Source organism: Streptomyces sp. NPDC033131 (genome assembly GCF_055578365.1).
In genome coordinates this window covers 100,974-125,472 of the sequence record NZ_JBVIPA010000018.1, presented here as the reverse complement: position 1 = coordinate 125,472, position 24,499 = coordinate 100,974, and the positions used below count along the sequence as shown (strand labels likewise).

General features: G+C 71.4%; 27 protein-coding genes and 1 pseudogene. 16 read left to right on the top strand and 12 right to left on the bottom strand.

The annotated features are described in order from the left end of the window. The first annotated feature begins 76 nt into the window (after positions 1-76). The 4 genes from ACZ5XS_RS23535 to ACZ5XS_RS23520 all read left to right on the top strand — a co-directional run bounded on the left by ACZ5XS_RS23535 (position 77) and on the right by ACZ5XS_RS23520 (position 4,943). Positions 77-772, top strand: a complete 696-nt coding sequence (locus ACZ5XS_RS23535) for a TerB family tellurite resistance protein (RefSeq protein WP_468654270.1) — start codon at positions 77-79, stop codon at positions 770-772. Positions 773-910: 138 nt separating this feature from the next. After that, on the top strand, positions 911-2,992 hold the full coding sequence (locus ACZ5XS_RS23530; protein WP_468654268.1) for an MMPL family transporter: 2,082 nt from the start codon (positions 911-913) through the stop codon (positions 2,990-2,992). A gap of 68 nt (positions 2,993-3,060) precedes the next feature. Further along, on the top strand, positions 3,061-4,275 hold the full coding sequence (locus ACZ5XS_RS23525) for a sensor histidine kinase (protein WP_468654266.1): 1,215 nt from the start codon (positions 3,061-3,063) through the stop codon (positions 4,273-4,275). Next, the gene (locus ACZ5XS_RS23520) at positions 4,272-4,943 is read left to right on the top strand and encodes a response regulator transcription factor (RefSeq protein ID WP_468654265.1); all 672 of its coding nucleotides are present in this window, start codon (positions 4,272-4,274) and stop codon (positions 4,941-4,943) included. The genes ACZ5XS_RS23525 and ACZ5XS_RS23520 overlap by 4 nt, the downstream gene beginning before the upstream one ends. A 264-nt stretch (positions 4,944-5,207) precedes the next feature. Here the strand turns inward: ACZ5XS_RS23520 and ACZ5XS_RS23515 are convergent, their stop codons facing one another. Beyond that, the gene (locus tag ACZ5XS_RS23515; protein ID WP_468654263.1) at positions 5,208-6,155 is read right to left on the bottom strand and encodes a hypothetical protein; all 948 of its coding nucleotides are present in this window, start codon (positions 6,153-6,155) and stop codon (positions 5,208-5,210) included. Then, positions 6,152-6,718: a SigE family RNA polymerase sigma factor gene (locus ACZ5XS_RS23510; RefSeq protein WP_468654261.1), complete on the bottom strand. Its 567-nt coding sequence runs from the start codon at positions 6,716-6,718 to the stop codon at positions 6,152-6,154. Before ACZ5XS_RS23510 ends, ACZ5XS_RS23515 begins: the two co-directional genes overlap by 4 nt. A gap of 81 nt (positions 6,719-6,799) precedes the next feature. Between ACZ5XS_RS23510 and ACZ5XS_RS23505 the strand changes: the two genes are divergently transcribed. Continuing rightward, on the top strand, positions 6,800-7,276 hold the full coding sequence (locus tag ACZ5XS_RS23505; protein ID WP_468654259.1) for a phosphatase domain-containing protein: 477 nt from the start codon (positions 6,800-6,802) through the stop codon (positions 7,274-7,276). Positions 7,277-7,362: 86 nt separating this feature from the next. Here ACZ5XS_RS23505 and bla read toward each other — a convergent pair whose 3' ends face one another. After that, a complete protein-coding gene (gene bla / locus ACZ5XS_RS23500) occupies positions 7,363-8,238 on the bottom strand; it encodes a class A beta-lactamase (RefSeq protein ID WP_468654257.1) in 876 nt (291 codons plus the stop codon). A 153-nt stretch (positions 8,239-8,391) separates the two neighbouring features. On the opposite strand from bla, the gene ACZ5XS_RS23495 reads away from it, so the two are divergent. Beyond that, positions 8,392-9,522 carry an abortive phage infection protein gene (locus ACZ5XS_RS23495; protein ID WP_468654255.1) on the top strand — a complete coding sequence of 377 codons (1,131 nt, stop codon included), beginning with the start codon at positions 8,392-8,394 and terminating at the stop codon, positions 9,520-9,522. Positions 9,523-9,541: 19 nt separating this feature from the next. Here the strand turns inward: ACZ5XS_RS23495 and ACZ5XS_RS23490 are convergent, their stop codons facing one another. From ACZ5XS_RS23490 to ACZ5XS_RS23480, 3 genes are all read right to left on the bottom strand, one after another. Then, positions 9,542-11,026 carry an alpha/beta hydrolase gene (locus ACZ5XS_RS23490; RefSeq protein ID WP_468654253.1) on the bottom strand — a complete coding sequence of 495 codons (1,485 nt, stop codon included), beginning with the start codon at positions 11,024-11,026 and terminating at the stop codon, positions 9,542-9,544. Positions 11,027-11,165: 139 nt separating this feature from the next. Beyond that, the gene (locus tag ACZ5XS_RS23485; RefSeq protein ID WP_468654252.1) at positions 11,166-11,453 is read right to left on the bottom strand and encodes a DUF397 domain-containing protein; all 288 of its coding nucleotides are present in this window, start codon (positions 11,451-11,453) and stop codon (positions 11,166-11,168) included. Further along, positions 11,435-12,268: a helix-turn-helix domain-containing protein gene (locus ACZ5XS_RS23480; RefSeq protein WP_468654250.1), complete on the bottom strand. Its 834-nt coding sequence runs from the start codon at positions 12,266-12,268 to the stop codon at positions 11,435-11,437. Before ACZ5XS_RS23480 ends, ACZ5XS_RS23485 begins: the two co-directional genes overlap by 19 nt. A 115-nt stretch (positions 12,269-12,383) precedes the next feature. On the opposite strand from ACZ5XS_RS23480, the gene ACZ5XS_RS23475 reads away from it, so the two are divergent. Genes ACZ5XS_RS23475 through ACZ5XS_RS23460 form a run of 4 tightly spaced genes read left to right on the top strand, consistent with a single transcriptional unit; the run spans position 12,384 to position 14,482 of the window. After that, positions 12,384-12,590 carry a hypothetical protein gene (locus ACZ5XS_RS23475; protein ID WP_468654248.1) on the top strand — a complete coding sequence of 69 codons (207 nt, stop codon included), beginning with the start codon at positions 12,384-12,386 and terminating at the stop codon, positions 12,588-12,590. Beyond that, complete coding sequence (locus ACZ5XS_RS23470) at positions 12,587-12,802, top strand: hypothetical protein (RefSeq protein ID WP_383867910.1); 216 nt, start codon at positions 12,587-12,589, stop codon at positions 12,800-12,802. The genes ACZ5XS_RS23475 and ACZ5XS_RS23470 overlap by 4 nt, the downstream gene beginning before the upstream one ends. A gap of 47 nt (positions 12,803-12,849) precedes the next feature. Continuing rightward, positions 12,850-13,599, top strand: a complete 750-nt coding sequence (recO, locus tag ACZ5XS_RS23465) for a DNA repair protein RecO (protein ID WP_468654246.1) — start codon at positions 12,850-12,852, stop codon at positions 13,597-13,599. Positions 13,600-13,648: 49 nt separating this feature from the next. Next, on the top strand, positions 13,649-14,482 hold the full coding sequence (locus tag ACZ5XS_RS23460; protein WP_468654244.1) for an isoprenyl transferase: 834 nt from the start codon (positions 13,649-13,651) through the stop codon (positions 14,480-14,482). 145 nt (positions 14,483-14,627) lie between these two features. On the opposite strand, the gene ACZ5XS_RS23455 is transcribed toward ACZ5XS_RS23460, so the two are convergent. The 4 genes from ACZ5XS_RS23455 to ACZ5XS_RS23440 are packed head-to-tail and all read right to left on the bottom strand — an operon-like array spanning position 14,628 to position 17,748. Then, positions 14,628-15,044, bottom strand: coding sequence for a Fur family transcriptional regulator (locus ACZ5XS_RS23455; protein WP_217239868.1), 417 nt, complete (start codon positions 15,042-15,044; stop codon positions 14,628-14,630). A 60-nt stretch (positions 15,045-15,104) separates the two neighbouring features. Beyond that, positions 15,105-16,007: a metal ABC transporter permease gene (locus tag ACZ5XS_RS23450; protein WP_468654242.1), complete on the bottom strand. Its 903-nt coding sequence runs from the start codon at positions 16,005-16,007 to the stop codon at positions 15,105-15,107. After that, complete coding sequence (locus ACZ5XS_RS23445; protein WP_468654240.1) at positions 16,007-16,774, bottom strand: metal ABC transporter ATP-binding protein; 768 nt, start codon at positions 16,772-16,774, stop codon at positions 16,007-16,009. The genes ACZ5XS_RS23450 and ACZ5XS_RS23445 overlap by 1 nt, the downstream gene beginning before the upstream one ends. Positions 16,775-16,791: 17 nt before the next feature. Further along, positions 16,792-17,748 carry a metal ABC transporter solute-binding protein, Zn/Mn family gene (locus ACZ5XS_RS23440; RefSeq protein ID WP_468654238.1) on the bottom strand — a complete coding sequence of 319 codons (957 nt, stop codon included), beginning with the start codon at positions 17,746-17,748 and terminating at the stop codon, positions 16,792-16,794. A 162-nt stretch (positions 17,749-17,910) separates the two neighbouring features. On the opposite strand from ACZ5XS_RS23440, the gene ACZ5XS_RS23435 reads away from it, so the two are divergent. Continuing rightward, positions 17,911-19,293 (top strand): glycine--tRNA ligase, encoded by a 1,383-nt coding sequence (locus tag ACZ5XS_RS23435; RefSeq protein ID WP_468654236.1) that lies wholly within the window; start codon positions 17,911-17,913, stop codon positions 19,291-19,293. A 69-nt stretch (positions 19,294-19,362) separates the two neighbouring features. Here ACZ5XS_RS23435 and ACZ5XS_RS23430 read toward each other — a convergent pair whose 3' ends face one another. Beyond that, entirely contained in the window at positions 19,363-20,475 is a 1,113-nt protein-coding gene (locus ACZ5XS_RS23430; RefSeq protein ID WP_468654234.1) for an endonuclease/exonuclease/phosphatase family protein, read from the bottom strand. A gap of 169 nt (positions 20,476-20,644) precedes the next feature. On the opposite strand from ACZ5XS_RS23430, the gene ACZ5XS_RS23425 reads away from it, so the two are divergent. The 3 genes from ACZ5XS_RS23425 (at position 20,645) to ACZ5XS_RS23415 (ending at position 22,777) form a co-directional block, all read left to right on the top strand. Beyond that, positions 20,645-21,661 (top strand): aldo/keto reductase, encoded by a 1,017-nt coding sequence (locus ACZ5XS_RS23425; RefSeq protein WP_468654232.1) that lies wholly within the window; start codon positions 20,645-20,647, stop codon positions 21,659-21,661. A gap of 25 nt (positions 21,662-21,686) precedes the next feature. Then, a complete protein-coding gene (locus ACZ5XS_RS23420) occupies positions 21,687-22,277 on the top strand; it encodes a TetR/AcrR family transcriptional regulator (protein WP_468654230.1) in 591 nt (196 codons plus the stop codon). A 68-nt stretch (positions 22,278-22,345) separates the two neighbouring features. Continuing rightward, positions 22,346-22,777 (top strand): VOC family protein, encoded by a 432-nt coding sequence (locus ACZ5XS_RS23415; protein ID WP_468654228.1) that lies wholly within the window; start codon positions 22,346-22,348, stop codon positions 22,775-22,777. Positions 22,778-22,783: 6 nt separating this feature from the next. Here the strand turns inward: ACZ5XS_RS23415 and ACZ5XS_RS23410 are convergent, their stop codons facing one another. After that, positions 22,784-22,990, bottom strand: a complete 207-nt coding sequence (locus ACZ5XS_RS23410) for a hypothetical protein (protein WP_468654226.1) — start codon at positions 22,988-22,990, stop codon at positions 22,784-22,786. A 235-nt stretch (positions 22,991-23,225) separates the two neighbouring features. Between ACZ5XS_RS23410 and ACZ5XS_RS23405 the strand changes: the two genes are divergently transcribed. Both ACZ5XS_RS23405 and ACZ5XS_RS23400 read left to right on the top strand, forming a co-directional pair. Continuing rightward, positions 23,226-23,768, top strand: coding sequence for a hypothetical protein (locus ACZ5XS_RS23405; RefSeq protein WP_468654225.1), 543 nt, complete (start codon positions 23,226-23,228; stop codon positions 23,766-23,768). Between the two features lie 9 nt (positions 23,769-23,777). After that, positions 23,778-24,499, top strand: a pseudogene (locus ACZ5XS_RS23400) (hypothetical protein); the annotation flags it as partial.

Sequence of the window (24,499 nt, the reverse complement as noted above, 5' to 3'; positions counted from 1 at the left end):
CGCAAGCGCGGCGATGTTGCCGGTGGGGGCACCGCCCGCGCCCTGAAGGCTGCGGGGGAGTTACGGAGGTGCTGACGTGCTGCCAGGACGGGGACGAGACGGCCGTGCCGCCAGACCTGTGCGCCTCCTGGGCATCCGTACCGCGTGGACGCCCGTCGGGGACGGGGAGTTCTTCTGCCCCGGCTGTGGTGGCGACCGCAACTTCCAGCGGCTGACCGGGCACCGCCGCTTCACTCTTCTCGGCGTGCCCGTGCTGCCGCGCGGCGAGACCGGCCCCGTCGTGGAGTGCGCGGCCTGCCGCCACCACTTCGGCACCGACGTCCTCGACCACCCCACGACCACCCGCTTCTCCGCGATGCTCCGCGACGCCGTCCACACGGTCGCCCTCGCGGTGCTGTCCGCGGGCGGCACCTGCTCCCGTACGTCCCTGGAGGCCGCCGCGGCCACCGTGCGCGCCGCCGGCTTCGACGACTGCACGGAGGAGCAGCTGAACGCCCTGGTCGAGGCGCTGGCCCTGGACACCGGGCGGGTCTACGGCCGCCCGTGCGGGACCGGGCTGGCCATAGAGCTGCACGAGGCGCTGGACCCGCTGGCCCCGCACCTCGCCGCCGCCGGCCGCGAATCGATCCTGCTGCAGGGCGCCCGGATCGCCCTCGCCGACGGCCCGTACACCCCGGCCGAGCGCGACGTCCTGACGACGGTGGGCGCCGCCCTGACCATCTGCGCGGACGACGTGGCCCGGCTGCTGGTGTCGGCGCGGACGCCGTCCTGATACTCCCCGGGGAGTAATCCCCGCCCGCCCGTCACCCCGGGCAGTACCCCGCAACTCGCCCTCCCGCCCGACGAATCGGCCCCTCCCCGCCGGGAGTCTGGAAGCGACCCAGACACCCGACCGGAGGGGGGCCCGTTCATGGGGGCCGCAAGGACACGTACACGGCGACGGCGCGCGGTGCCCTGGGCGGTGCTCGGCCTGTGGCTGGCCGCGCTCGTGCTCGTCGGACCGCTCGCCGGGAAGTTCAGCGACGTACAGCAGAACCGGGCGGTCGACTACCTGCCCGACAGCGCGGACTCCACCCAGGTGGCGAGGATCCAGGACGAGTTGCCGGGCGGCGAGTCCACCGACCTGGTGCTCGTGTACCACCGGGACGGCGGGCTCACCTCCGCCGACCGGAAGACGGCGGCGGACCAGGTCGCCGAGGTCGGCGGCGCCTACGAGCTCTCCGGCACGGCGCGGGGCATCCCGTCCGAGGACGGCTCCACCCTCATGTACCCGGTCTCCAGTACCCAGCCCGGCCAGGACGAGGAGGCCCGGAACGCCTTCGTGGACGGCGTGCGCGACATCGCCGAGGGCACGGGCGGGCTCAGCGTCGAGGTCGGCGGGCCCGGCGCGCTCAACACCGACATGAGCAAGGTGTTCGAAACCATCGACGGCACCCTGCTGCTGGCCACCCTCGGGGTGGTCACCGTGCTGCTGATCCTCATCTACCGCAGCCCGTTCCTGTGGCTGGTCCCGCTCGCCGTCGCGGGAGTCGCCGCCGCGGTCGCGATGGCCGCCGGATACGGCCTGCACGAACTGTTCGACGTGACCATCACCGGCCAGAGCGGCGGCGTGATGACCATCCTCGTCCTCGGTGCCGGCACCGACTACGCCCTCCTGCTCATCTCCCGCTACCGCGAGGAGCTACGCCGCCACGAGCGGCCCTACGACGCCATGCGCACCGCCCTGCGCGGCTGCGGGCCGGCGATCCTCGCCTCCTCCGGGACCGTCGCGGCCGGGCTGCTGTGCCTGCTCGCCGCCGACCTGAACAGCAGCAGCGGCATGGGGCCGGTCGGCATGGTCGGCGTGCTCGCCGCGCTGGTGGCCATGACCACCCTCCTGCCCGCGGTCCTCGTGCTGCTCGGACGCCGGATCTTCTGGCCGCTGATCCCGGCCTTCGGCAGCGCTCCCAAGACCCGCCGCTCCCTGTTCGCCGCGATGGGCACCTCGGCCACCCGCAGGCCGGCCGCCGTCCTCGCGGGCGGTGCCGTCCTTCTCGGAGCGCTCGCCCTCGGCGCCCTCAACCTGCCGGGCGGCCTCAAGCAGGAGGACTCCTTCACCGAGAGGCCCGAGTCGATCGCCGCGATGCAGACCCTGGCCCGCGCGTATCCCGAGCGCAGCAGCCGTCCGGTCACCGTCATCGCCCCGGCGGACAAGGCGGGGGCGGTCCTGGACAAGGCCCGTACGACCGACGGCGTCGCCGATGTGACCGCCGGACGCAGTGGCGACGGCTGGACCGAGATCGCCGTCTTCACCACCGCCGCCCCCGAGTCGGCGGCCGAGACGAAGACCATCGAGGCCCTGCGCGACGGCCTCGACGACTCCTACGGCGCCTACGTCGGCGGACCCAGCGCCCAGCAGATCGACCTGGCCGACAGCGAGTCCCGGGACCGCACGGTGATCGTGCCGCTGGTGCTCGCCGCGGTGTTCGTGATCCTCGTGTTCCTGCTGCGCAGCCTCGTCGCGCCGCTGCTGCTGCTGGCCGCGGTGGTCGCCGTGTGGGGCGCCGCGCTCGGCATCGGGGCGCTGGTCTTCGGGCCGGTGCTCGGCTTCGGGGGCACCGATCCCGGGCTCGGACTGCTGTCCTTCGTCTTCCTGGTGGCGCTGGGCGTCGACTACGGCATCTTCCTGATGCACCGGATGCGCGAGGAGTCCCTCGCGGGCGCCGAACCGGAGGCCGCCGCACTCACCGCCCTGCGCACCACCGGCGGGGTCATCGCCTCCGCGGGCGTCGTGCTCGCCGCGACCTTCGCCGTGCTCACCACCTTGCCGCTGGTGGGGCTCGTCGAACTCGGCTTCGTCATCGCGGTCGGCGTCCTCCTCGACACCTTCCTCGTCCGGACCTACCTGGTGACCACCGCCAGCGTGCTGCTCGGCCGGACGGTGTGGTGGCCCGGGAAGCTGTCGCGGACCCCGCAGCCGGAACGGCCGGCACGTCAGCCGGAGCCGGTGTGAGCCGCTCGCACACCGTCGGGGCGTCCCTCCTCTCCCGGAGGGACGCCCTCCGGGCGGAGGATGAGCCCGTGCAGGAGACCAGCCGCCCCAGCCTCAGCGACCGGATCATCGCGGCGTTCCACCGCGACCCCCGCAGCGCCCCGCACGGCACCCGCAACGACGCGTTCCTCGTGCTCGTGCTCGTCGTGGCCGCCGTGTGCATCGGTCTCTTCACCGACGACGGCCGCCGCCCGGACGCGCTCGGCTGGACGCTGCTGCTCGCCCTGCACGTGCCGATCGTGTGGCGGCGGCGCCGCCCGCTGCTCGTCCTCGCCGTGGTGGTGGCGCTGGTCGTGCCGTATCACGCCCTCGACAACAACCACAGCGCCCCGACCCCGGCGGCCTTCACCGCGCTGTACACGGTCGCGGTCACCGGCCGGCCCCTGCGCACGATCCTGACGGGGGCCGTCGTCCTCGTCATCTCCCTGAGCGTGATGCTCACCGTCGACACCAAGCAGGCCGTCGAACTGTTGCGGATCTCCGGCTGGATCATCGCCGTGCTCTTCTGCGGCGTGGACGTCCGCTACTACCGCCAGTACGTCGCCTCGATCGTGGACCGCGCCGACCGCGCCGAACGCACCCGCGAGGAGGAGGCCCGCCGCCGGGTCGCGGAGGAGCGGCTGCGCATCGCCCGTGACCTGCACGACCTGCTCGCCCACAGCATCACCCTCATCGGCGTCCAGACCTCCGTCGCCGCCCACGTCCTGGCCGCCGACCCGGAGCGCCTCGACCGGGAGACGGTCGCCAAGGCCCTCGACGACATCTCCGAGACCTGCCGGAGCGCGCGCGGGGAACTCCGTACGACGCTGGAGGTGCTGCGGGCCTGCGAACACGGCGACGCGCGCGGCCCGCTGCCCGGCCTCGACGGCGTACCCGACCTGATGGCGGCGGCGCGGCTCGCGGGCGCGCGCGTCGAGCCCGACGTACGGGTCCGGCAGGCGCCGCCCGCGGTGGGCGCGGCCGCGTACCGGATCGTGCAGGAGGCGCTGACCAACGCGGTACGGCACGCCGGGCCCGAACCCTCCGTATCCGTCCGGATGTACGAGGACGAGGGCGCCCTGCACCTGTCGGTGACCGACGACGGCATCGGGCCCACGCCCGGCGGCACCCCCGGTTACGGGCTGGTCGGGATGCGGGAACGGGCCCGCAGCGTCGGTGGCACACTCGACGCCGGACCGCGGCCGCGAGGGCGGGGCGGGTTCGAGGTGGCCGCGGTGCTGCCGCTGGGAGGGGGGACCGGATGACCATCCGCGTACTGCTCGCCGACGACCAGACCCTGGTGCGGGAGGCGTTCGCGATGCTTGTCGAGTCGGCGCGGGACATGGAGGTGGTCGGGCAGGCCGGTACGGGGCGGGAGGCGGTCGAGCTGGCGCGCGGCGCCCGTGCCGATCTCGTCGTGATGGACGTCCGCATGCCCGACCTGGACGGCATCGAGGCGACCCGGCTGATCGCGGCGGACGAGGACCTGGCGGCTGTGAAGGTGCTGGTCCTCACGACCTACGACACGGACGAGAACATCGTCGAAGCGCTGCGGGCCGGGGCGGCAGGGTTCCTGGTGAAGGACACGCGGCCGGCCGAACTCCTCGACGCGATCCGTACCGTGGCGGCGGGGGAGGCGTTGCTGTCGCCGGGGCCGACGGCCCGGCTGATCGAGCGGTTCCTGCGGAGTCCTTCGGCGCCGGTGGTGGGCGGCGGCGGGCCGGAGTGCCTGTCGGAGCGTGAGCGCGAGGTGCTGGCGTTGGTCGCGCGGGGCCTCAACAACACGGAGATCGCGGGGGCGTTGGGGCTGAGTCCGCTGACCGCGAAGACGCACGTCAGCCGGATCATGGGGAAGCTGGGGGCGCGGGACCGGGCCCAACTGGTGATCGTGGCGTACGAGTCGGGGATGGTGACGCCGGGTGGCGGCGGATGACGACTCCGCCGGGGGCGCGCCTCTTTGAGGGCTCCGCCCTCCCGAGTCCTCATCCACCCGGTGGGGGCGCGCGTCCCTGGGGGCTCCGCCCCCAGACCCCCGGCCTATGCCCACCCACCACCCGACTCGGTGGGTCGAGAGGTGACCCTTTCAACCGACCGAGACGGGTGGTGGGTGGGCGGAGCCCCCTGGTGGGGTCAGGTGACCCTCGTGGCGGGCCAAGGGGGCGCCGACCCCTGTGCGGCGCCCCCTTGGACGGGCCCTTTACCAGAGGGTCTTCTGGTAGGTCGTGTCCTCGTCGGAGTCGTAGACGAGCTTGCCGCCGGCGTCGTAGCCCTTGATGTGGGGCGCGAGGGTGACCTGCTGGTTCAGGACGCCGGAGGCGGCGAACCAGCCGTGGTCGAGGGCGGCCTCGCTGGTGTCGTCGCCGTAGGAGACGGTCACCTTGGCCACCGACGGTTCCACCGTGCCGATGAACCCCCAGCGGAACGGCAGCTTCCAGTTGCCCTTGTCCAGGAACGACTGCTGGTACAGCTTGCCGCCGTTGATGTCGGCCAGCACGGGCGGCGAGTCCGGCAGCCGGTCGCCGCCGCTGGTGTTGAGCCCGGAGGCCTCGCCGTCCTTGACGTTGCAGATCAGCCGGGTTTCCCGTGGCTTCTCCTTCACGGCGACGACGTAGATGCCGTCACCGGGCGCGTTGGTATCACCGGTGCTGTTCAGCGCCAGGATGATCCGGTAGCTGTCGGCCTTACCCAGGTTCAGTTTGAGCCCGCCCTTCTTCTCCTGCTCGCGCTGGTCGGCCAGGCACTTCTCCAGCCCGTCCGCGGCCTGCGCGAACGTGATCCCGTCGAGCAGTTGCCCCGGCGTGGCCGGCCCGGCCGGTCCCGACGGAGTCGCCGAAGGCGTGGGCGTGGGCGTCGGTGACGCGGCCCGCGAGGCGCTGACCGACGACTGCGGCGACGCCGTGACCGACCCCCCGCCCGAACCGCCCACCGCGTACGCCCCCACGGGCACCGCCGCCAGCGTCACCAGGACCGCCCCGGCCGCCGCCACCCGGCGCCGCCGCTCCACCACGCCCCGACGCCGGATCGCGGGGTACGGCGCGGGCGAGGGCCGGATCGTGTAGGCGTCCTCGGCGAGCAGCCCACGCAGCTGCTCCTCGAAGCCTCCCGCGGCCTCCGGACCCTGCCCCTGCCCCTGTTCCTCGCTCACCTGGTTCCTCCCTGTCCCGCGGACGACGTGCCCGCGGACGACGTGTGACCGCGCTCGGCCCCGTCCATGACCCGCGCGAGCCCCGGATACGTACGCAACTTCGCCAGCCCCTTGGACGCCTGGCTCTTCACCGTGCCGGGGGAGCAGCCGAGCATCTCGGCGACCTCCGCCTCGGACAGGTCCTCCCAGTACCGCATGACGATCACCGCCCGTTGTTTCGGCGGCAGCCCGGCCAGCGCGCCGATCAGGGCACCTCGCTCGTCGACCCGTGCCACGGCCTCGTCGCGTCCCGCCACCTCCGGCGGCGCCGCGGTCAGTGACTCCGTGACGCGCCGCTTGCGGAACCGGTCGCTGTTGCAGCTGACCAGCATCCGGCGGACGTACGCCTCCGGGCTGTCGCTGCGCGACACGCGCCGCCAGGAGCGGTACGCCTTCGCCAGCGCCGTCTGTGTCAGGTCCTCGGCGTGGTGCACGTCGCCGGTGAGCAGATACGCGGTCCGTACGAGCCGGGACCACCGGGCTCTGACGAACTCCTGGAACTGGGCCTCTTGTTCGGCCTGCATCAAGCACCCTCCCTCGCCCTCCAGACCACCGTTCTCCCGGATTCGGTTGCCCGGCGTCCGGCACCGGGTTCGAATGGGCCCATGGGGAGTATGGAGCTGTGGGACGAACGGGACGCCGGGGTGCTGCGGCTGCCTTCCGGCCGGCTGGTGCGGGGCAGGGGACTGCGGCACCCCCTCGCACCGGGGGCGCCGAGCCCGTCGTACGGCGTCTATCTGCTCGGCCGGCAGCCGCCCGCGGTGGACTGGGAGTCCCGCTGGCTGTGCTGGCCGGACTTCCGGCTGCCCGCCGACCGTACGACCGCCCGCGCGGTCCTCACCGAGGCCTGGGAGCGGGCCGCCGGTGAACGCGTGGAGCTCGCCTGCGGCGGCGGACGCGGCCGTACGGGCACGGCGCTCGCCTGCCTCGCGGTGCTGGACGGCGTGCCGGCCGGGGAAGCCGTCGCGTACGTCCGCCGCCACTACGACCGGCACGCGGTGGAGACGTGGTGGCAGGGGCGGTACGTACGGCGGTTCGGGGCGGCGGCGGCACCTTCAGGGGCGGCGGCCGCGGAAGCGTAGGCCGCCGCTTTGCGGGTGCGTGTCGACGGACACGTCCGTGAAGCCGGCCTCCTCCCGGCGGGCCGGCAGACCCGCCGGGTCGAGGGTCAGCTCAGGGCCTCGGCCAGCAGCGCCGCCGTCCGGGCGACCAACTCGTTGTCCCATTCCGCGTCCTTGTCGGGCTTCGTCGACAGGACGGACAGGACGACGGGGGCGCCGGTGCCGGTCCAGGCGATGCCCACGTTGTTGGCGGTGCCATAGGAGCCGGAGCCCGTCTTGTCGGCGACCGTCCAGGTCGCCGGGAGGCCCGCACGGAAGCGTGTGCCGCTGGTCGTGTTGTTCAGCAGCCAGTGGGTGAGGAGGGCGCGGTCCTTGCGGTTCAGCGCGTCGCCGAGGACCAGCCGGCCGTACGTGCGGCCGATGGCGTACGGGCTCGTCGTGTCCGTGATCCGCCACGGCTCGGCCGAGTTGAGGTCCGTCTCCCAGCGGTCGAGGCGCGTCACCGGGTCACCCAGGGAGCGGGCGAAACGGGTGATCGCCGTGGGGCCGCCGAGCTCGCGCAGGAGGAGGTTGCCCGCGCCGTTGTCGCTGAAGGTGATGGCCACCTCGGCGAGTTCGGCGACGGTCATGCCCTCGGCCAGGTGCTCCCTGGTCTTGTCGGAACCCGTCGCCGGCAGGTCGGCCTCCGTGTAGTGAATACGGCGGGCCAGGAACTCGCCGTTGCGATCCAGGTCGCGCAGGACGGCCGCGGACGCGAGCGTCTTGAACAGGGAGCACATCGGGAACAGCTCGTCGGCGCGGTGCCGGACGGTCCGCCTCGTGGCGAGGTTGTGGGCGAAGACGCCCAGACGGGCGCCGTGTTGTTCCTCCAGGCGGCGGAGGCGGGCGGTGACGCCCGGGTCGCCGGTGGCGTGCGCGGGCACGCCGGTGAGCAGGGTGGCCGCGGTGGCGGTGCCGGCCGCGAGGAGGGTGCGTCGGGTCATCGGGGACTGGGCGGAGCCTAAGATCTTGCTCTCCTTCGCTTGATGTGCGTCGACGATCTCTCCAGTGACCGACGCCGGATCTCATCCCTTGGTTGCGGGGCCGTAGACCATCGGAGGACAGCGGTGCGCGCCCCCGCTCGGCACAGTGACGGCATGGAGAAGACGAAGGGGATCAACCGAGCACAGTTCCTGGCCGGGGCGGCGGCCCTGGGAGTCGCGGCGGCGACACTGCCCGCCCGCCCGGCCGAGGCGACCGGACGCGGGCTGAGGCACCACGGCGTCGTCTACACCGTCGGCGCCGGCGAGACCCCCGGCACGGCCTTCAGCACCGCCCGGATGCGCGCCGACGTCCGCGCGATCCGCGAGGACCTGCACGCCGACACCCTCGATGTCACCGGCGACGGCGTCGAGCGCCTGACCGCGACCGCCGCCGAGGCCGCCGAGCGCGGACTGCACGTGTGGCTCCAGCCGACCCTCGGGGACGTTCCGGAGCGGGACATCCTCGAACACCTCGCGGAGACCGGGCGGTTCGCGGAGCGGCTGCGGCGGCAGGGCGCGAGCGTGGACCTCAGTGTGGGCTGCGAGTTCTGGCTGTTCGTGCCCGGGATCGTGCCGGGGGAGAACGTCCTGGAGCGGATCGAGAACCTGCGGAACGGCACGGTCGACTGGGAGCTCATGCAGCGCCGCCTGGACCGCTTCACGACGAAGGCGGCGAAGGTGGGCCGTTCGGTCTTCCGCGGCCGGCTGAGCTATGCCGCCGCCCAGGACGACACGGTCGACTGGGACCTCTTCGACGTCGTCGGCATCGACTACTACTCGTCCTTCCGCGACCGGGATGCGTACGTGCGGGAGCTGAGGAAGTTCCTCCGCTGGGGCAAGCCCCTGGCGATCACCGAGTTCGGCACCTGCACGTACGTCGGTGCCCCCGAGGCGGGCGGCATGGGCTGGGGCATCGTCGACTACGAGAAGGACCCGCCGGAGATCAAGGGCGACCCGGTCCGCAGCGAACGCGTCCAGGCCGCCTACCTGACGGACCTGCTCGACGTCTTCGAGTCCATGGGCCTGTACGCGGCGATGGCCTTCGAGTTCGTCACCCCGGACGCCCCGCACCGCCCCGACGACCCGCGTCACGACCTCGACCTGGCGAGCTACAGCATCACCAAGACGCTCAAGGACCGCCCGGACGACCCGGATTCGGGGTGGCGCTGGGAGCCGAAGGAGGCCTTCCACGCGCTGGCCCGACGCTATGCCGGGGCGTGCCGGTCGCCCCGTCGGCCGCGGTAGAGGTCAGTCGCGGTAGTCGTCAGTCGCAGTAGACGTCCGCGTCGGGCCGCTCGCCCGTGGCCAGGAAGCGGGACACCGTCTCGTCCCCGCACGCGTTGCCGTTGTCGAGGTAGGCGTCGTGGCCGGTGGAGTTCACGGTGACCATGACGGCACGGTCGCCGAGGGCGCGGCGGAGCTTCAGGGCGCCGGCGAGCGGGGTGGCGACGTCCCGTTCGTTCTGCACGAGCAGGATGTTGGACGGCCCGCGGTCGGTGATCCGCACCGCCGGCTCCTTCGGCGGGTACGGCCAGGCGGCGCAGAGCATCGCGTTGCGGGGCATGCCGGCGGTCAGCGGATACGCGGCCCGGCTCTGATCGGTGCCCTTCTGGTAGTGGGCGGCCGACGTGGGCCAGGCGACGTCGTTGCACAGGGTCCCCGCGCCGACGCCGGCGACGTTCTGCAGCACGGACTCCGGGGGGACGGCGGGCGCGGGCGGCACGGTGCCCTCCCGGGCGGCCAGGATCAGCTTCGCCAGGGCCGGGAAGTCGTCCGGGTCGTAGAGGCTGTCCAGCAGGGTCTGGCGCAGGACGTTGCCGTTCAGCTCCTCCGGATTGGCGCCCGGCCAGGGGATCGGCTCACGGTCGAGCCGGGCGGCCAGGGCCAGGAACAGCGGCCGTACCTCTGCCGCCGTGTCCGCCAGCCGGTCCGGGTTGCCCGGCGCCGACGCCCACTTCGCGAACTCGGGGAACGTGTCCTCGACGCCCTGCTCGTGTCCGGCGAGCCAGGCACGGGAGACGCGGGCGGGGTCGGGGTCGTCGTTGCTGTCGAGGACGATCCGGTCGGTGCGGTGCGGGAACAACTGGCCGTAGACCGAGCCGACGTACGTCCCGTACGACACTCCCCATGCCGAGAGTTTCCGCTCGCCGAGTGCCACCCGGATGCGGTCGAGGTCGCGGGCCTCGTTGGCGGTGCTGAGGTGCCTCATCAGGTCACCGCCGTTGCGCACGCAGGCGTCCGCCATGCGACGGGCGGTGACCATGTTCTCGGCGACGGAACCGTCCGGGGCGGGCCAGGGCCGCAGCTTCGAGAGGGCGAGGTCGGCGTGCTCCAGGCCGCAGCTGACGGGGGTCGAGGGCGCGAGTCCGCGCGGGGCGAAGCCGATGAGGTCGTAGGCGTCGCGCACGTCCTGCGGGAGCTTCTGGCCCTTGCCGGAAGGGTTGTTGAGGCTGGAGCCGCCGGGCCCGCCCGGGATCAGCACCAGCGCCCCACGGCGGGCGTCAGGGTCCTCGGCGGGGATCCGGGAGACGACGACATCGATCTTCCGGCCGCGCGGGTCGGCATAGTCCATCGGGACTTCGACGGTCGCGCACTGCTGCCGGGGGTCGAGGCCGGTGCCCGCGCACTTCGCCCACGGGAGCGAGGGGGTGGCGGCGGAGGCGGACGCGGACGTGGTGAGCGGGGCGGTGAGACCGAGGAGTACGGCGGAGGTGGCGACGAGGGCGGCGTTTCTCTTGATCTGCGTCATGCGAACGAGCCTCGCGGAACCTGACGGTTCGCCACATCCGGGTAACTCCCGTGTTCTTGGGAGGGGTTACCCCCACCGCAGTGCTCAGGGTTGCCCCGGAGCCCGGGAGTCGCCCGGGACACCATCACCCCGGCCGGGCTCAGCTTGAGGCGACCCCGACGGTACGGATGAACTCCGTCCAGGCGACCGGCCCGACGAGCAGCACGGGCCCACCGGGCACCTTGCTGTCACGGACCGGGACGACGGCACCGGGGACTCCGTCGGCGACCTCGACGCAGTTGCCTCCGTTGCCGTCGCTGTAGGTGCTCTTACGCCAGCTGGCGGCGCCTGGGAATTCGTACGCGACTTCGACGCAGTCCTCCCCGCCGCTGCCGCCGCTGTGGCTGCTCTTGCGCCAGCGGGCGTTGCTCAGGTCGTACTCGCGCATCGTCTGTAGTCCTCCGCCACCGACTCGATCAGGGCAAGGGTCGCCTCCGGCGACAACGCGGCGGCCCTGATGTGATCGTAGGACGCCCGGACCTGCTTCACCACCGCCGGTTCGTCCAGCAGACTCCCCGAACGCACCCCTTCTGTATAGATGGTTGGCGGGGCGTCCTCGAACTCCATGAGCTTCATCAACTTGCCCATCTCCGGGTGCGCCCCCGCCGCGAATGGCAGCACCTGCAACAGTCCTGTGCGCCCTCGGGCCAGTGCCGCGACGTAGTCCAGTTGGTGCGCCATGATCCCGGCGTCGCCGACCGGGATGCGCAGAGCCGTCTCGTGCAGGACCGCCCAATACACCGGCCGTGTAGCGTCCTTGAGGAGCTGCGTCCGGTCCATGCGTCCTCTGACCAACTCTTCGATGTGCTCGTCGGTGGCCAGCGGATTGCCCGCAAGGAACACTGCTCGCGCGTACTCCCGCGTCTGGAGCAGGCCCGGAATCACCGTCGGTGCGTACTCGCAGATCTCCGTCGCCAGCCGCTCCAGTTCCACCACGTGCGCGAAGTACTCCGTGTATGGCTGCTCCTTGATGAGCTTTCTCCAGAGCCGTTCGAAAAAGCCATCGGTTTGTAGTACTCCGTCAATGCGCTGAGCCACATCCAATTGAGGTTTGCGAATCGCCTGTTCGAACTGTCCGATGTACCCACCGGACACGAAAACCCTCAATCCCAGTTCCGCCTGCGTGATACCCGCGTCTTCGCGCCGTCGCTTCAGCTCCGTACCGAAGAACTCCCACACCGCCTGCCGCGAACCATTGGCCATAGCCAACCCTCTTCCCCTGAGCCGCACTTGTAGTGCACAGACTCCTGCCGAGTGTAGGCCCCGCAGGGCACCCTGGAGATGAGAAGAGTGAAACTCAAAAAGGAAGGGGAGCACGGTGGAGGCACGGCACTCGGCGCACTGCGTCGAAGAGGCGGAGGAAACGGTGAAAGAATTGCGCGAGGCACTCCTTATGGCGGGAATTACACTTCCGTCACTAGGGCTCGATCCGGTGAGTCTTGCGCGGGAGGCGCCCTGTCCGCTCGTCGAATTGGGGCGGTGTTCCGTGGAGACCGCGCAGCGACTCGCGGCGGTGCTGCGGTGAAGCCGCCGGTGGGGGCGTACGTCGTGGACACCCGGAGCGGGAGGGTGGGGATCGTCATGGGGCACGAGGGGCCGTACGTGCAACTGAGACCGTACGGCGGAGGCCGGGAGTGGGACGCCGACCCGGGTGCCGTACGGCATGCCACCCCGGCCGAGCGGCTGAGTGCGATGACGGCGTATGCCAACGCGCGCAGCCGCGGTGAGGTGCCTTGAAACACAGGGACGACGGGGGACGGCCGGCGTAGGCGAGAATGGGCCCCATGAGTCTGTTCCGTGACGACGGCGTCGTGCTGCGCACCCAGAAGCTGGGTGAGGCGGACCGGATCATCACCCTGCTCACGCGCGGTCACGGGCGGGTACGGGCCGTGGCCCGCGGGGTACGCAGGACCAAGTCGAAGTTCGGAGCCCGGCTGGAGCCGTTCTCCCACGTCGACGTGCAGTTCTTCGCGCGGGGGAGTGAGCTGATCGGGCGCGGGCTGCCGCTGTGCACGCAGAGCGAGACCATCGCGCCGTACGGGGGCGGGATCGTCGCGGACTACGCGCGCTACACCGCCGGGACGGCCATGCTGGAGACCGCCGAGCGGTTCACCGATCACGAGGGCGAGCCGGCGGTGCAGCAGTATCTGCTGCTCGTCGGCGCGCTGCGGACGCTTGCCCGCGGTGAGCACGCGCCGCATCTGATCCTCGACGCGTTCCTGCTCCGCTCCCTCGCCGTCAACGGCTACGCGCCCACCTTCACCGACTGCGCGAAGTGCGGGATGCCCGGGCCGAACCGGTTCTTCTCGGTGGCGGCCGGGGGCTCGGTCTGCGTCGACTGCCGGGTGCCGGGGAGTGTCGTACCGTCGCCGCAGACCCTGGAACTCCTCGGGGCGCTGCTTACGGGAGACTGGGACACCGCGGACGCGAGCGAGCCGCGGTATGTCCGGGAGGGCAGCGGGCTGGTGTCCGCGTACCTGCACTGGCATCTGGAGCGCGGGCTGCGCTCCCTTCGCTACGTGGAAAAGTCCTAGACAACGAGCACCGACGAGCACCGACAAGCACGAGGAGACGAGAAGCACCATGGCCGTACGCGGGATCCTGGGGCGTCAGCGCCGTGAGTACAAGACGCCGGAGCCGCACCCGTCCGGGGCCCGCCCGCCGAAGCTCCCCGGTGAGCTGGTGCCCACCCATGTGGCGATCGTCATGGACGGGAACGGCCGCTGGGCCAAGGAGCGCGGCCTGCCGCGCACGGAGGGGCACAAGGTCGGTGCCGAGCGGGTGCTGGACGTGCTCCAGGGCGCGATCGAGCAGGGTGTGAAGAACATCTCCCTGTACGCCTTCTCCACCGAGAACTGGAAGCGGTCGCCGGACGAGGTGCGCTTCCTGATGAACTTCAACCGCGACTTCATCCGCAAGACCCGCGACCAGCTCGACGAGCTCGGGATCCGGGTGCGCTGGGTGGGCCGTATGCCCAGGCTGTGGAAGTCCGTCGCCAAGGAGCTCCAGGTCGCCCAGGAGCAGACGAAGGACAACGACAAACTGACGCTGTACTTCTGCATGAACTACGGCGGCCGGGCCGAGCTCGCGGACGCGATGCAGGCCATGGCGGAGGACGTGAAGGCCGGCCGGCTCGACCCGTCCAAGGTCACCGAGAAGACCATCCAGAAGTACCTGTACTACCCGGACATGCCGGACGTGGACCTGTTCCTGCGGCCGAGCGGCGAGCAGCGCACCTCCAACTACCTGCTCTGGCAGAGCGCCTACGCCGAGATGGTCTTCCAGAACGTGCTGTGGCCGGACTTCGACCGGCGGGACCTGTGGCGGGCCTGCCTGGAGTTCGCCCAGCGGGACCGGCGCTTCGGTGGGGCCATCCCCAACGAGGAGCTGCTCGCCATGGAGGGCAAGCAGGAGTAGTCGGCCTGGCAGGCGCCCGGCGTTGCTGCGGGCCTGGGGGTGGGTGCGCAGCCCGGCGCTGCGGGGTGCCGCTGCGCCCACCCGTGCCGCCCAGCGGCACGATTGCCCGCAGCTACGGCGGCTGCGACTGCCCGCAGCTGAGCAGCTATGCCGTCTTTGCCGCGCAGTCCTCGCACGTGCCGAAGATCTCCACCGTGTGGGCCACGTTCACGAAACCGTGTTCCGATGCGATGGCCTCGGCCCAGGTCTCCACCGCCGGGCCCTCCACCTCCACGGCCTTGCCGCAGACGCGGCAGACGAGGTGGTGGTGGTGGTCCCCGGTGGAGCAGCGGCGGTAGACGGACTCGCCGTCGGAGGTGCGCAGGACGTCGACCTCGCCGGCGTCGGCGAGGGACTGGAGCGTGCGGTAGACCGTGGTCAGCCCGACCGAGTCGCCCTTGTGCTTGAGCATGTCGTGGAGATCCTGGGCACTGCGGAACTCGTCGACCTCGTCGAGGGCCGCCGCCACGGCGGCCCGCTGCCGGGTTGCGCGGCCCTTCACGGACGGTCCTGCGGTCGTCACCGGTTGCCTCCTCAACGTCTGCACCTGCCGGGCCATTGTGCCAGTCCGGCCTGTCAGTGGTCAGACGCCGACCTCTCCGCCGGATCCCCGGCTGGCCGGAATCGCACATTCCGCGGGATCTCCGGCGGGCTGCGTCGCCGCCTGTGCCCGCGCGCGCCGCCGGGCCAGCGGGGTCGCCAGCGCGGTCAGCAGGATGAACGCCGCGATGGCCAGCAGGACGATCGTCGCACCGGGCGGCACGTCCTGGTAGTACGACGTCGCGGTGCCGCCGACCGCCACGGAGACCCCGATGCCCACCGCGATCGCGAACGTTGCCGCGAAGCTGCGGCTCAGTTGCTGCGCCGCGGCGACCGGCACCACCATCAGCGCCGACACCAGCAGCAGGCCGACCACGCGCATCGCGACGGTGACCGTGACCGCCGCGGTGATCGCCGTCAGCAGATTCAGGGCACGCACCGGCAGGCCCGTGACCCGCGCGAACTCCTCGTCCTGGCTCACCGCGAACAGCTGGCGGCGCAGACCGAGGGTGACCAACAACACGAAGGCGGCCAGCACGCAGATCGCCGTGATGTCCGACTCGCTCACCGTCGACAGCGAGCCGAAGAGGAACGACGTCAGGTTCGCGTTCGAGCCCCTCGGCGTGAGGTTGATGAGCATCACGCCGCCGGCCATGCCGCCGTAGAAGAGCATCGCCAGGGCGATGTCGCCGCGCGTCCTGCCGTACCAGCGGATCAGTTCCATGGTGACCGCGCCGAGCACGGCCACGAGCGTGGCCGTCCACACCGGTGACCAGGACAGCAGGAAGCCCAGGCCGACACCGGTCATCGCCACGTGGCCGATGCCGTCGCCCATCAGGGCCTGGCGGCGCTGGACGAGGTAGATGCCGACCGCCGGGGCCGTGATGCCGACCAGGACGGCGGCCAGGAGCGCCCGCTGCATGAAGGCGTAGTTCAGGAGGTCCATCAGCTCAGCAGTCCTGTGCGGATCGGTTCGGCGTCGTGGGCCGCGTGCGGGTGTACGTGGTCGTGGCCGGGCAGCGCGTGCTGGCCGAGGGCCTGCGGGGGCGGGCCGTCGTGCATGACACAGCCGTCGCGCAGGACGACGGCCCGGTCGATCAAGGGCTCCAGCGGGCCCAGTTCGTGCAGGACGAGCAGGACGGACGTGCCCTGGCCGACCTGTTCGCGCAGGGTCGACGCCAGCACCTCCTGGCTCGCCAGGTCCACGCCCGCCATCGGCTCGTCCATGATCAGGAGGTCGGGTTCGGCGGCGAGGGCGCGGGCGATCAGCACGCGCTGGTGCTGGCCGCCGGAGAGGGCGTCGACGGAGTCCTTCGCGCGGTCGGTCATGCCGACCAGGTCCAGCGCACGGCGTACGGCCGCGTGGTCGGCCTTGCGCAGCATGCCGAAGCGGGCGCGGGAGAGGCGGCCGGAGGAGACGATCTCGGTGACCGTCGCCGGGACGCCGCCGGCGGCCGTGGTGCGCTGCGGGACGTAGCCCAGGCGGGCCCAGTCGCGGAAGCGGCGCCGCGGGGTGCCGAACAGCTCGATCTCGCCGTCGCTGACGGGCACCTGGCCGATGATGGTGCGGATCGCCGTGGACTTGCCGGAGCCGTTGGCCCCGAGCAGCGCGACGACCTCACCGCGGGACACGGTGAGGTCGATTCCGCGCAGGACCGGGCGCGAACCCAGCTCGGCACGGACGCCGCGCAGGGAGATGACGGGTTCGCTCACGAGGTCCTCCGTGGGGGTCACTTGGCGCCTAGAGCGGACTGCAGCGCCTTGAGGTTGGACTCCATGACCTGGAAGTAGTCGTCGCCCTCGGACTTGGACGTGATGCCCTCGACCGGGTCGAGCACGTCCGTCTTGAGGCCCGCGTCCTGGGCGAGGGTCTTCGCGGTCTTGTCGGACACCAGTGTCTCGTAGAAGACGGTGGTGACGCCGTCGGCCTTGGCCTCGGTCTGGAGTTCCCTGATCCGGGCGGGGCTGGGCTCGCTCTCCGGGTCGAGGCCGGAGATGGCCTCCTGGGTCAGGCCGTAGCGCTCGGCGAGGTAGGTGAAGGCGGCGTGGTTGGTGAAGAAGACCTTGCTGTCGGTGTTCTTCAGGCCGTCGGCGAACGCGGTGTTCAGGTCGCCGAGCTTCTTGGTCAGCGCGTCGGCGTTCTTCCGGTAGTCCGCCGCGTTGTCCGGGTCGGCCTTCTCGAAGGACTTGGCGACGCCCTCGGCGACCTCGGCGTACTTCACCGGGTCGAGCCAGATGTGCGGGTCGAGGGCGTGCTCCTCCTCCTCGGAGTGCGCCTCCTCGCCCTCGTGCTCGTGCTCGACGTCGCCGTGGTCCTCCAGCTCGGTCAGCGTGGCCGCGTCGATCTTGTTCTTGACGTCGGCCTGCCCGACCGCCTCGTCGACGGCGGGCTGGAGGTTCTTGAGGTAGAGCACCGCGTCGGACTCCTGGAGCTGCGCGGTCTGCTTGGCGCTGATCTCCAGGTCGTGCGGCTCCTGGCCGGGCTCGGTGAGACTGGTGACGTTCACATGGTCCCCGCCGATCTGCTCGGCGAGGAAGGCCATCGGGTAGAACGAGGCGACGACGTCGAACTTGTCCGTGTTGCCCGCCGCCGCGCTGTCGCTCGAGCAGGCGGAGAGGGTGCCGAGACCGAGGGCGGTGGCAGCGGCGACCGCGATGCCGGATATGTGGTGTCGTCGTACGTTCATGACACTCATTTTCAACAAATATGGAAACCGTTGTCAACAAACGTGGTGAGAAGCCATGTACAGGCACCGATTTGATCGGAGGGGAGGCCCCGCCGGTAACCTGAAGCATTCGCTCTGAAGCATCCTCGCTTCGTCGCCCGTCGTCGTAATGAAGAGAGCACCGTGGCCGCCGACAAGATCGACACCATCGTCAGCCTGAGCAAGCGCCGTGGCTTCGTATATCCCTGCAGTGAGATCTACGGCGGACAGCGCGCCGCCTGGGACTACGGGCCGCTGGGTGTCGAGCTCAAGGAGAACCTCAAGCGCCAGTGGTGGCGCTACATGGTGACGTCGCGCGAGGACGTGGTCGGCCTCGACTCGTCCGTGATCCTGGCCCCCGAGGTCTGGCAGGCCTCGGGCCACGTCGCCACCTTCACGGACCCGCTCACCGAGTGCACCTCGTGTCACAAGCGGTTCCGTGCCGACCACCTTGAAGAGGCGTACGAGGCCAAGCACAACCGCCTGCCGGAGAACGGCCTGGCGGACGTGAACTGCCCCAACTGCGGCAACAAGGGCCAGTTCACCGAGCCCAAGCAGTTCTCGGGTCTGCTCTCCACCCACCTCGGCCCCACCCAGGACAGCGGCTCCGTCGCCTACCTGCGCCCCGAGACCGCCCAGGGCATCTTCACCAACTTCGCCCAGGTGCAGACCACTTCGCGCAAGAAGCCCCCGTTCGGCATCGCGCAGATGGGCAAGTCCTTCCGCAACGAGATCACGCCCGGCAACTTCATCTTCCGCACCCGCGAGTTCGAGCAGATGGAGATGGAGTTCTTCGTCAAGCCGGGCGAGGACGAGACGTGGCAGGAGTACTGGATGGAGCAGCGCTGGAACTGGTACACCGGCCTGGGCCTGCGTGAAGAGAACATGCGGTGGTTCGAGCACCCGAAGGAGAAGCTCTCCCACTACTCCAAGCGCACCGCCGACATCGAGTACCGCTTCCAGTTCGGCGGCAACGAGTGGGGCGAGCTGGAGGGCGTCGCCAACCGCACCGACTACGACCTCGGCGCCCACTCCAAGGCCTCCGGCCAGGACCTCGCCTACTACGACCAGGAGGCCGGCGAGCGCTGGACCCCGTACGTCATCGAGCCGGCCGCCGGTGTCGGCCGCGCGATGCTGGCCTTCCTCCTCGACGCCTACGTCGAGGACGAGGCGCCCAACGCCAAGGGCAAGCTGGAGAAGCGCACGGTGCTGCGCCTCGACCCGCGGCTGTCCCCGGTGAAGGTCGCCGTGCTTCCCCTGTCCAGGAACCCCGAGCTGTCCCCGAAGGCCAAGGGACTCGCCCAGACCCTGCGGCAGAACTGGAACATCGAGTTCGACGACGCCGGCGCCATCGGCCGCCGCTACCGCCGCCAGGACGAGATCGGTACGCCGTTCTGCGTGACGGTCGACTTCGACACCCTGGACGACAACGCGGTGACCGTGCGCGAGCGTGACTCGATGAAGCAGGAGCGCGTGTCGCTGGACCAGATCGAGGGATACCTGGCGGCGCGTCTCATCGGCTGCTAGGTGTTCATCGGCTGCTAGGTGTTCGCGTGGTTCCCCGCATCCCTCGGTGGGTGCGGGGAACCGTTCGTTTTACAGGTCCACGTCCACGTAGAGCGCCGCGTGGTCGGAGGCCGCGTTGCCCTTCGAGGTCACGGTGTCGAAGGACTTGATGTCGTCCGCGAAGATGCCGCGCGTCTCCAGGCCGACGTGTTGCACCTCCTGCCACACGTCCGGCGCCAGCAGCAGGTAGTCGAGCTTGTTCTGCTCGCTCTTGCACTCCCCGAACGTGCCGGGCAGTCCGCCGTAGGAGCGGTGTGACATCACGTCCCGCAGCCCGGTGCCCAGCAGCGCGGCGGCCGCGTCACTCTCCGGGTGGTCGTTGACATCCCCGGCGACGACGACGTGCGGCGTGCGCTCCAGCGCCGCCCGGTAGATCTCCGCGACCCGCTTCGCCTGGGCCAGCCGCAGTTCCGGGTCGTCGTGGGACTTGCTCTTCAGGTGGTTGCCCAGGAGTACGAGGGGCGTGCCGTTGAGCTGGATCTCGAACTCGGGGCAGTCGCGGCTGAAGAGGCGCTTGCCGGGACGTTCCGGGTTGGGGTCGAAGAGATGGGGCCGCACGGACGTGATCGGGTGCCGGCTCATGATCCCGATGTCGATGCCCCGGCTGTCGTTGCCGTCGACCAGCAGACAGTGGGGGTACGGCCGCCTGCCGAGCGCTCCGGCCAGGACCTGTGTGTTGAAGCGCTCCAGGGTGAGCCGGTCCTCGACCTCCACGGTGAGCAGGATGTCGGCGTCGACCTCCGAGACCACCCGGCCGGTGTTCCGCACCACGTCCAGGTCGAGGTCGTCCCGACCCAGTTCGGCCCAGCCGGCCCAGGCGGCACGGCCCTTGGCGGTGACCTCGACGGTGGTGTTCTTCCCCGACCCCTTCGTCCGGAACAGCCCCGAGTCCTTGCCCGGGCGGGACTGGTTGACGTAGATCGGCGGCGGGTTCTCCGGGTCGATGGCGTACGCCCGGTGCTTCTCGACGAGCCGGGCGATCTCCTTCTTGTCGGCGTCCTGGTACACCGGCAGGTCGAGGCGGGCGACCAGCGCGGCGAAGTCGTCGAGGATCTCCTTGCGCTTCGCCGGGTCCTCCAGGCGGAAGGCCGTGGGCCGGCGGAAGACGTTCTCCATGTTGAACGTGGCGATGCGGATGCTCATACGGGCCTCCTGGGGCGGCGCGAGAGGGCCGCTCGACCGACGGCAGGCGCCGCCGAGGTGACTGCACGCCGACATCTCCCATTGTCCTCGGGGTACTCGTCCCGTCGACCGGACAGATGACAGATGACAGATATTGAAATCTGTCATCTGTCATGTCAGGGTGGATGTCATGACGATGCGCACGCGCACTCTCGGAACCACCGGCCCGCAGGTCTCCGCCCTCGGTCTCGGCTGCATGGGCATGTCCGCGCTGTACGGCGACGCCGACCGCACCGAGTCGATCGCCACGATCCACGCCGCCCTGGAGGCGGGCGTGACCCTGCTCGACACCGGCGACTTCTACGGCATGGGCCACAACGAACTGCTGATCGGCGAGGCCCTGCGCACCGCGCCCGCCGCCCGCCGCGAACAGGCCCTGGTCAGCGTGAAGTTCGGCGCGCTGCGCGACCCGGACGGCGGCTGGTCCGGATACGACGGCCGCCCGGCCGCCGTGAAGACCTTCGCCGCCTACTCGCTCCAGCGCCTCGGCGTCGACCACATCGACGTCTACCGGATCGCCCGGCTCGACCCCGCCGTACCGATCGAGGAGACGGTCGGCGCGATCTCCGAACTGATCGAGAAGGGGTACGTCCGTCACGTCGGCCTGAGCGAGGTCGGTGCCGACACCATCCGCCGGGCCGCCGCCACCGCCCCCGTCAGCGACCTCCAGATCGAGTACTCGCTCATCTCCCGCGGCATCGAGGACGAGATCCTGCCGACCACCCGGGAACTCGGCATCGGCGTCACGGCGTACGGCGTCCTCTCCCGCGGACTGATCTCCGGCCACTTCACCGGCGACCGCAAGCTCGCGGCGAACGACTTCCGGGCGATGTCCCCGCGCTTCCAGGGCGAGAACCTCCAGCACAACCTGAACCTCGTCGAGGCCCTGCGGAAGATCGCCGAGCAGAAGGGCGCCGGCGTCGCCCAGATCGCCATCGCCTGGGTGCTCTCGCGGGGCGCGCAGCACGGCAACGACATCGTGCCGCTCGTCGGCGCGCGCACCCGGGAGCGGCTGGCGGAGTCGCTCGGCGCGCTGGACGTCACCCTGGAGGCGGCCGACCTCGCCGCGATCGAGGACGCCGTACCGGCCGGAGCCGCCGCCGGCGAACGCTACCCGGCCGCCCAGATGGCACACCTCGAGCGCTGACCCGGCCGCCGGGTACGGTCTGCTCATGCCACCGACCAGCGAGATCCTGACCGCCGAGCGCATCCTCGAAGCCACCGAGGAGGTGCTGCGCCGCCACGGCCCGGCCAAGGCGACCGTGGTGGACGTGGCCCGCGCGCTCGGCGTCAGCCACGGCAGCGTCTACCGCCACTTCCGCACGAAGGCGGTGCTGCGGGAGGCGGTCACCAAGCGATGGCTGGACCGCACGTCCGCTTCCCTGGCCGGAATCGCCGCCGACGCCGGGCGGGACCCCGCGCAGCGCATCCGCGACTGGCTCGCGGCCCTCCTCGAGGCCAAGCGCCGCAAGGCGGGCGACGACCCCGAGCTGTTCGCCACATACATGGTCCTGGTCGACGAGAACGGCGGAGCGGTCGGCGAGCACATCACCGAGCTCACCGCCCAGCTGAGCCGCATCGTCCGGGCCGGCGTGGAGGACGGTGCCTTCACGGCCCCCGATCCGGCCGCCACCGCCCGCGCCGTCTTCCAGGCGACGGTCCGCTTCCACGACCCGCGCTACGCGCGGGATTGGGAACTGCCGGGCGTGGAGGGCGACTTCGAGGCGCTGGTGGAGTTGTTGCTGCGGGGTCTCGCGGCCTGAACTCGCGGGAATCGTCCGGTCGGCCGCAGGGTTGAGGAGTCAGAGCCCGCGATCTTGGAGGAGCCGACATGGCAGACATCGCAGACAAGTCCGACGAGCCCGCTGTCCGTGAACTCCGACTGGTGGTCACGGCGGCGGACTACGACGCGGCGCTGCACTTCTACCGCGACGTCCTCGGACTGCCCGAACGCGGTGCGTTCGCCTCCGCCGACGGACGGGTGACCATCCTCGACGCCGGCCGGGCCACCCTGGAGCTGACCGATCCGAACCACGCCGCCTTCATCGACGAGGTCGAGGTCGGGCGGCGCGTGGCCGGCCACATCCGGGTCGCCTTCCAGGTCGACGACTCGGCCGCCACGACCGAGAAGCTGGCCGCCGCGGGAGCCGAGGTGGTCGCCGAGCCGACCCGCACCCCCTGGAACTCGCTGAACTCCCGGCTGGAGGCACCGGGCGCGCTGCAGCTGACACTCTTCACGGAGCTCGGCGAGCAGGGCGAGTAGAGGGCGCTACGCCCCGGCCGGATCCACCGTCGCCTGGTGCGCCTCCGCCAGGTGCTCCTCCGCCTTCAGCCACGGCAGGAACTGCGCTCCCTTGCGCCAGCCGCACGTTTCGCATCTGATCGTGCGCTGCATTCCCGCACGCTCCACCCGCACGACGTGCTCACGTCCGTGCTGGTCCCACCGGCTCACCTTGCTCGTGTTGATCTCCAGCATGCTGCCTCCAGAGGCCGTGCCCTGTGAGTCGGTCGACAGAGTCTGTTGACGCAGCAAGGAGTGTGCAGCAAGACCAACATCAACAGGGGATCCTTCACATTGAGTTGGCCAACCCGTGTTCTGGGCTCGGCGCAGGAGTTCCCACGGGTCTGAGGTGATCCCCCGGACCTTGGATGACTCTCCGAAGTGCGGGAACTCGGTCCCCGAAAGGTGAGGCACCGACCCGAGGAGAGTCATGGCCGAGCAGAAGTCGACGCAGAATCTCCCGCAGCCGCTGCGGGCGGCCGCCTCGGTACTGCGCGTGGTACCCGGTGCCGGAATGGTGGGCCACGCGGCCGAGGGCGCGCTGGACAAGATCGGAGCGGTGTCGCCGCGCGGGCGGCGGATCGCCGTGTACACGGGCGCCGGGGTACTCGGCGTCGCGGGGGTCGTGGAGTGGCCCGTCGCGATCACCGGAGCGGCGGTGGCGTGGCTGACGCAGCCGCGGCGGGAGGAGACGCGGGAGAAGGAGCAGGCCGAGGAGCAGGAGCGGACGGAGGGCCAGGAGCAGACGGAGGCGGTCGGAAGTACGGCACGTGCGGGCGCGGCGTCCGGTACGCCGCCGACACCACAAGTGCAGGCCTCGACCTCCGGCAGGTCGTCCGCGGCGGATACGGCGGTACCCGCCACGCCCTCCGACAAGTTGCCCACAGCGTCCTCCTCCGGGAGCGGGGGAAGCGGCGGGAGCAGCGGGCCGAGTGGCTCGACGACGGCGCGACGCGCCCGCACGGATGGCTGAGGGCGAGCGATGAGCGGAGGACTTCTCTCCCGTCCCACAGCAGCCGCCGCCGGGCTCGTCCTGGCCGGCCCGCGCCTGCTCGCCCGGGGTACGGCACCCGCCGTGGGCGTCGCCGCCGGCGCGGTGGCAGGCACGGCCCGGGCGGGCGTGCGCAGCGCCGACTTCGCGCTGCGCGCGGCCCGCGTCACCCGCGCGGCCCTCCCGGGCGCCCCCCGCCACTGGCACACCGGCACCCGAACCCACCTGGCCCTCCGACAGGCCACCTGGGAGGAACTCCGCCAGGCAGCCCACCAGGCGGAAGAGGCGGCGGAGCGCGCGGAGAACGCAGGCGACGCGGCCCGGAGCACCGACAGGCCCGACGACGGGCTGTACCCGGCGGCGGGGCCGGGTGGCGCGGGCCACTCGGGCGTCGGTGAGGCGGGCGTGGCCGGGCGGGACGGCGAGGGGCTGTACCCGGCGGGCGAGCCGGACGCTGCGGGCCACCCGGGCGTCGGTGAGGCGGGCGTGGCCGGGCGGGACGGCGAGGGGCTGTACCCGGCGGCGGGGCCGGGCGACGCCGACCACCCGGGCGTCGGTGAGGCGGGCGTGGCCGGGCGGGCCGGCGAGGGGCTGTACCCGGCGGCGGGGCCGGGTGGCGCGGGCCGCTCGGGCGTCGGTGAGGCGGGCGTGGCCGGGCGGGCCGGCGAGGGGCTGTACCCGGCGGCGGGGCCGGGTGGCGCGGGCCGCTCGGG

Coding starts and splice junctions, on each gene's coding strand:
- ACZ5XS_RS23530 (WP_468654268.1), top strand. CDS start 911: ATGGGGGCCGCAAGGACACGTACACGGCGACGGCGCGCGGTGCCCTGG.
- ACZ5XS_RS23520 (WP_468654265.1), top strand. CDS start 4,272: ATGACCATCCGCGTACTGCTCGCCGACGACCAGACCCTGGTGCGGGAG.
- ACZ5XS_RS23510 (WP_468654261.1), bottom strand. CDS start 6,718: ATGCAGGCCGAACAAGAGGCCCAGTTCCAGGAGTTCGTCAGAGCCCGG.
- ACZ5XS_RS23505 (WP_468654259.1), top strand. CDS start 6,800: ATGGGGAGTATGGAGCTGTGGGACGAACGGGACGCCGGGGTGCTGCGG.
- bla (WP_468654257.1), bottom strand. CDS start 8,238: ATGACCCGACGCACCCTCCTCGCGGCCGGCACCGCCACCGCGGCCACC.
- ACZ5XS_RS23495 (WP_468654255.1), top strand. CDS start 8,392: ATGGAGAAGACGAAGGGGATCAACCGAGCACAGTTCCTGGCCGGGGCG.
- ACZ5XS_RS23490 (WP_468654253.1), bottom strand. CDS start 11,026: ATGACGCAGATCAAGAGAAACGCCGCCCTCGTCGCCACCTCCGCCGTA.
- ACZ5XS_RS23485 (WP_468654252.1), bottom strand. CDS start 11,453: ATGCGCGAGTACGACCTGAGCAACGCCCGCTGGCGCAAGAGCAGCCAC.
- ACZ5XS_RS23480 (WP_468654250.1), bottom strand. CDS start 12,268: ATGGCCAATGGTTCGCGGCAGGCGGTGTGGGAGTTCTTCGGTACGGAG.
- recO (WP_468654246.1), top strand. CDS start 12,850: ATGAGTCTGTTCCGTGACGACGGCGTCGTGCTGCGCACCCAGAAGCTG.
- ACZ5XS_RS23460 (WP_468654244.1), top strand. CDS start 13,649: ATGGCCGTACGCGGGATCCTGGGGCGTCAGCGCCGTGAGTACAAGACG.
- ACZ5XS_RS23450 (WP_468654242.1), bottom strand. CDS start 16,007: ATGGACCTCCTGAACTACGCCTTCATGCAGCGGGCGCTCCTGGCCGCC.
- ACZ5XS_RS23440 (WP_468654238.1), bottom strand. CDS start 17,748: ATGAACGTACGACGACACCACATATCCGGCATCGCGGTCGCCGCTGCC.
- ACZ5XS_RS23430 (WP_468654234.1), bottom strand. CDS start 20,475: ATGAGCATCCGCATCGCCACGTTCAACATGGAGAACGTCTTCCGCCGG.
- ACZ5XS_RS23425 (WP_468654232.1), top strand. CDS start 20,645: ATGACGATGCGCACGCGCACTCTCGGAACCACCGGCCCGCAGGTCTCC.
- ACZ5XS_RS23420 (WP_468654230.1), top strand. CDS start 21,687: ATGCCACCGACCAGCGAGATCCTGACCGCCGAGCGCATCCTCGAAGCC.
- ACZ5XS_RS23415 (WP_468654228.1), top strand. CDS start 22,346: ATGGCAGACATCGCAGACAAGTCCGACGAGCCCGCTGTCCGTGAACTC.
- ACZ5XS_RS23410 (WP_468654226.1), bottom strand. CDS start 22,990: ATGCTGGAGATCAACACGAGCAAGGTGAGCCGGTGGGACCAGCACGGA.
- ACZ5XS_RS23405 (WP_468654225.1), top strand. CDS start 23,226: ATGGCCGAGCAGAAGTCGACGCAGAATCTCCCGCAGCCGCTGCGGGCG.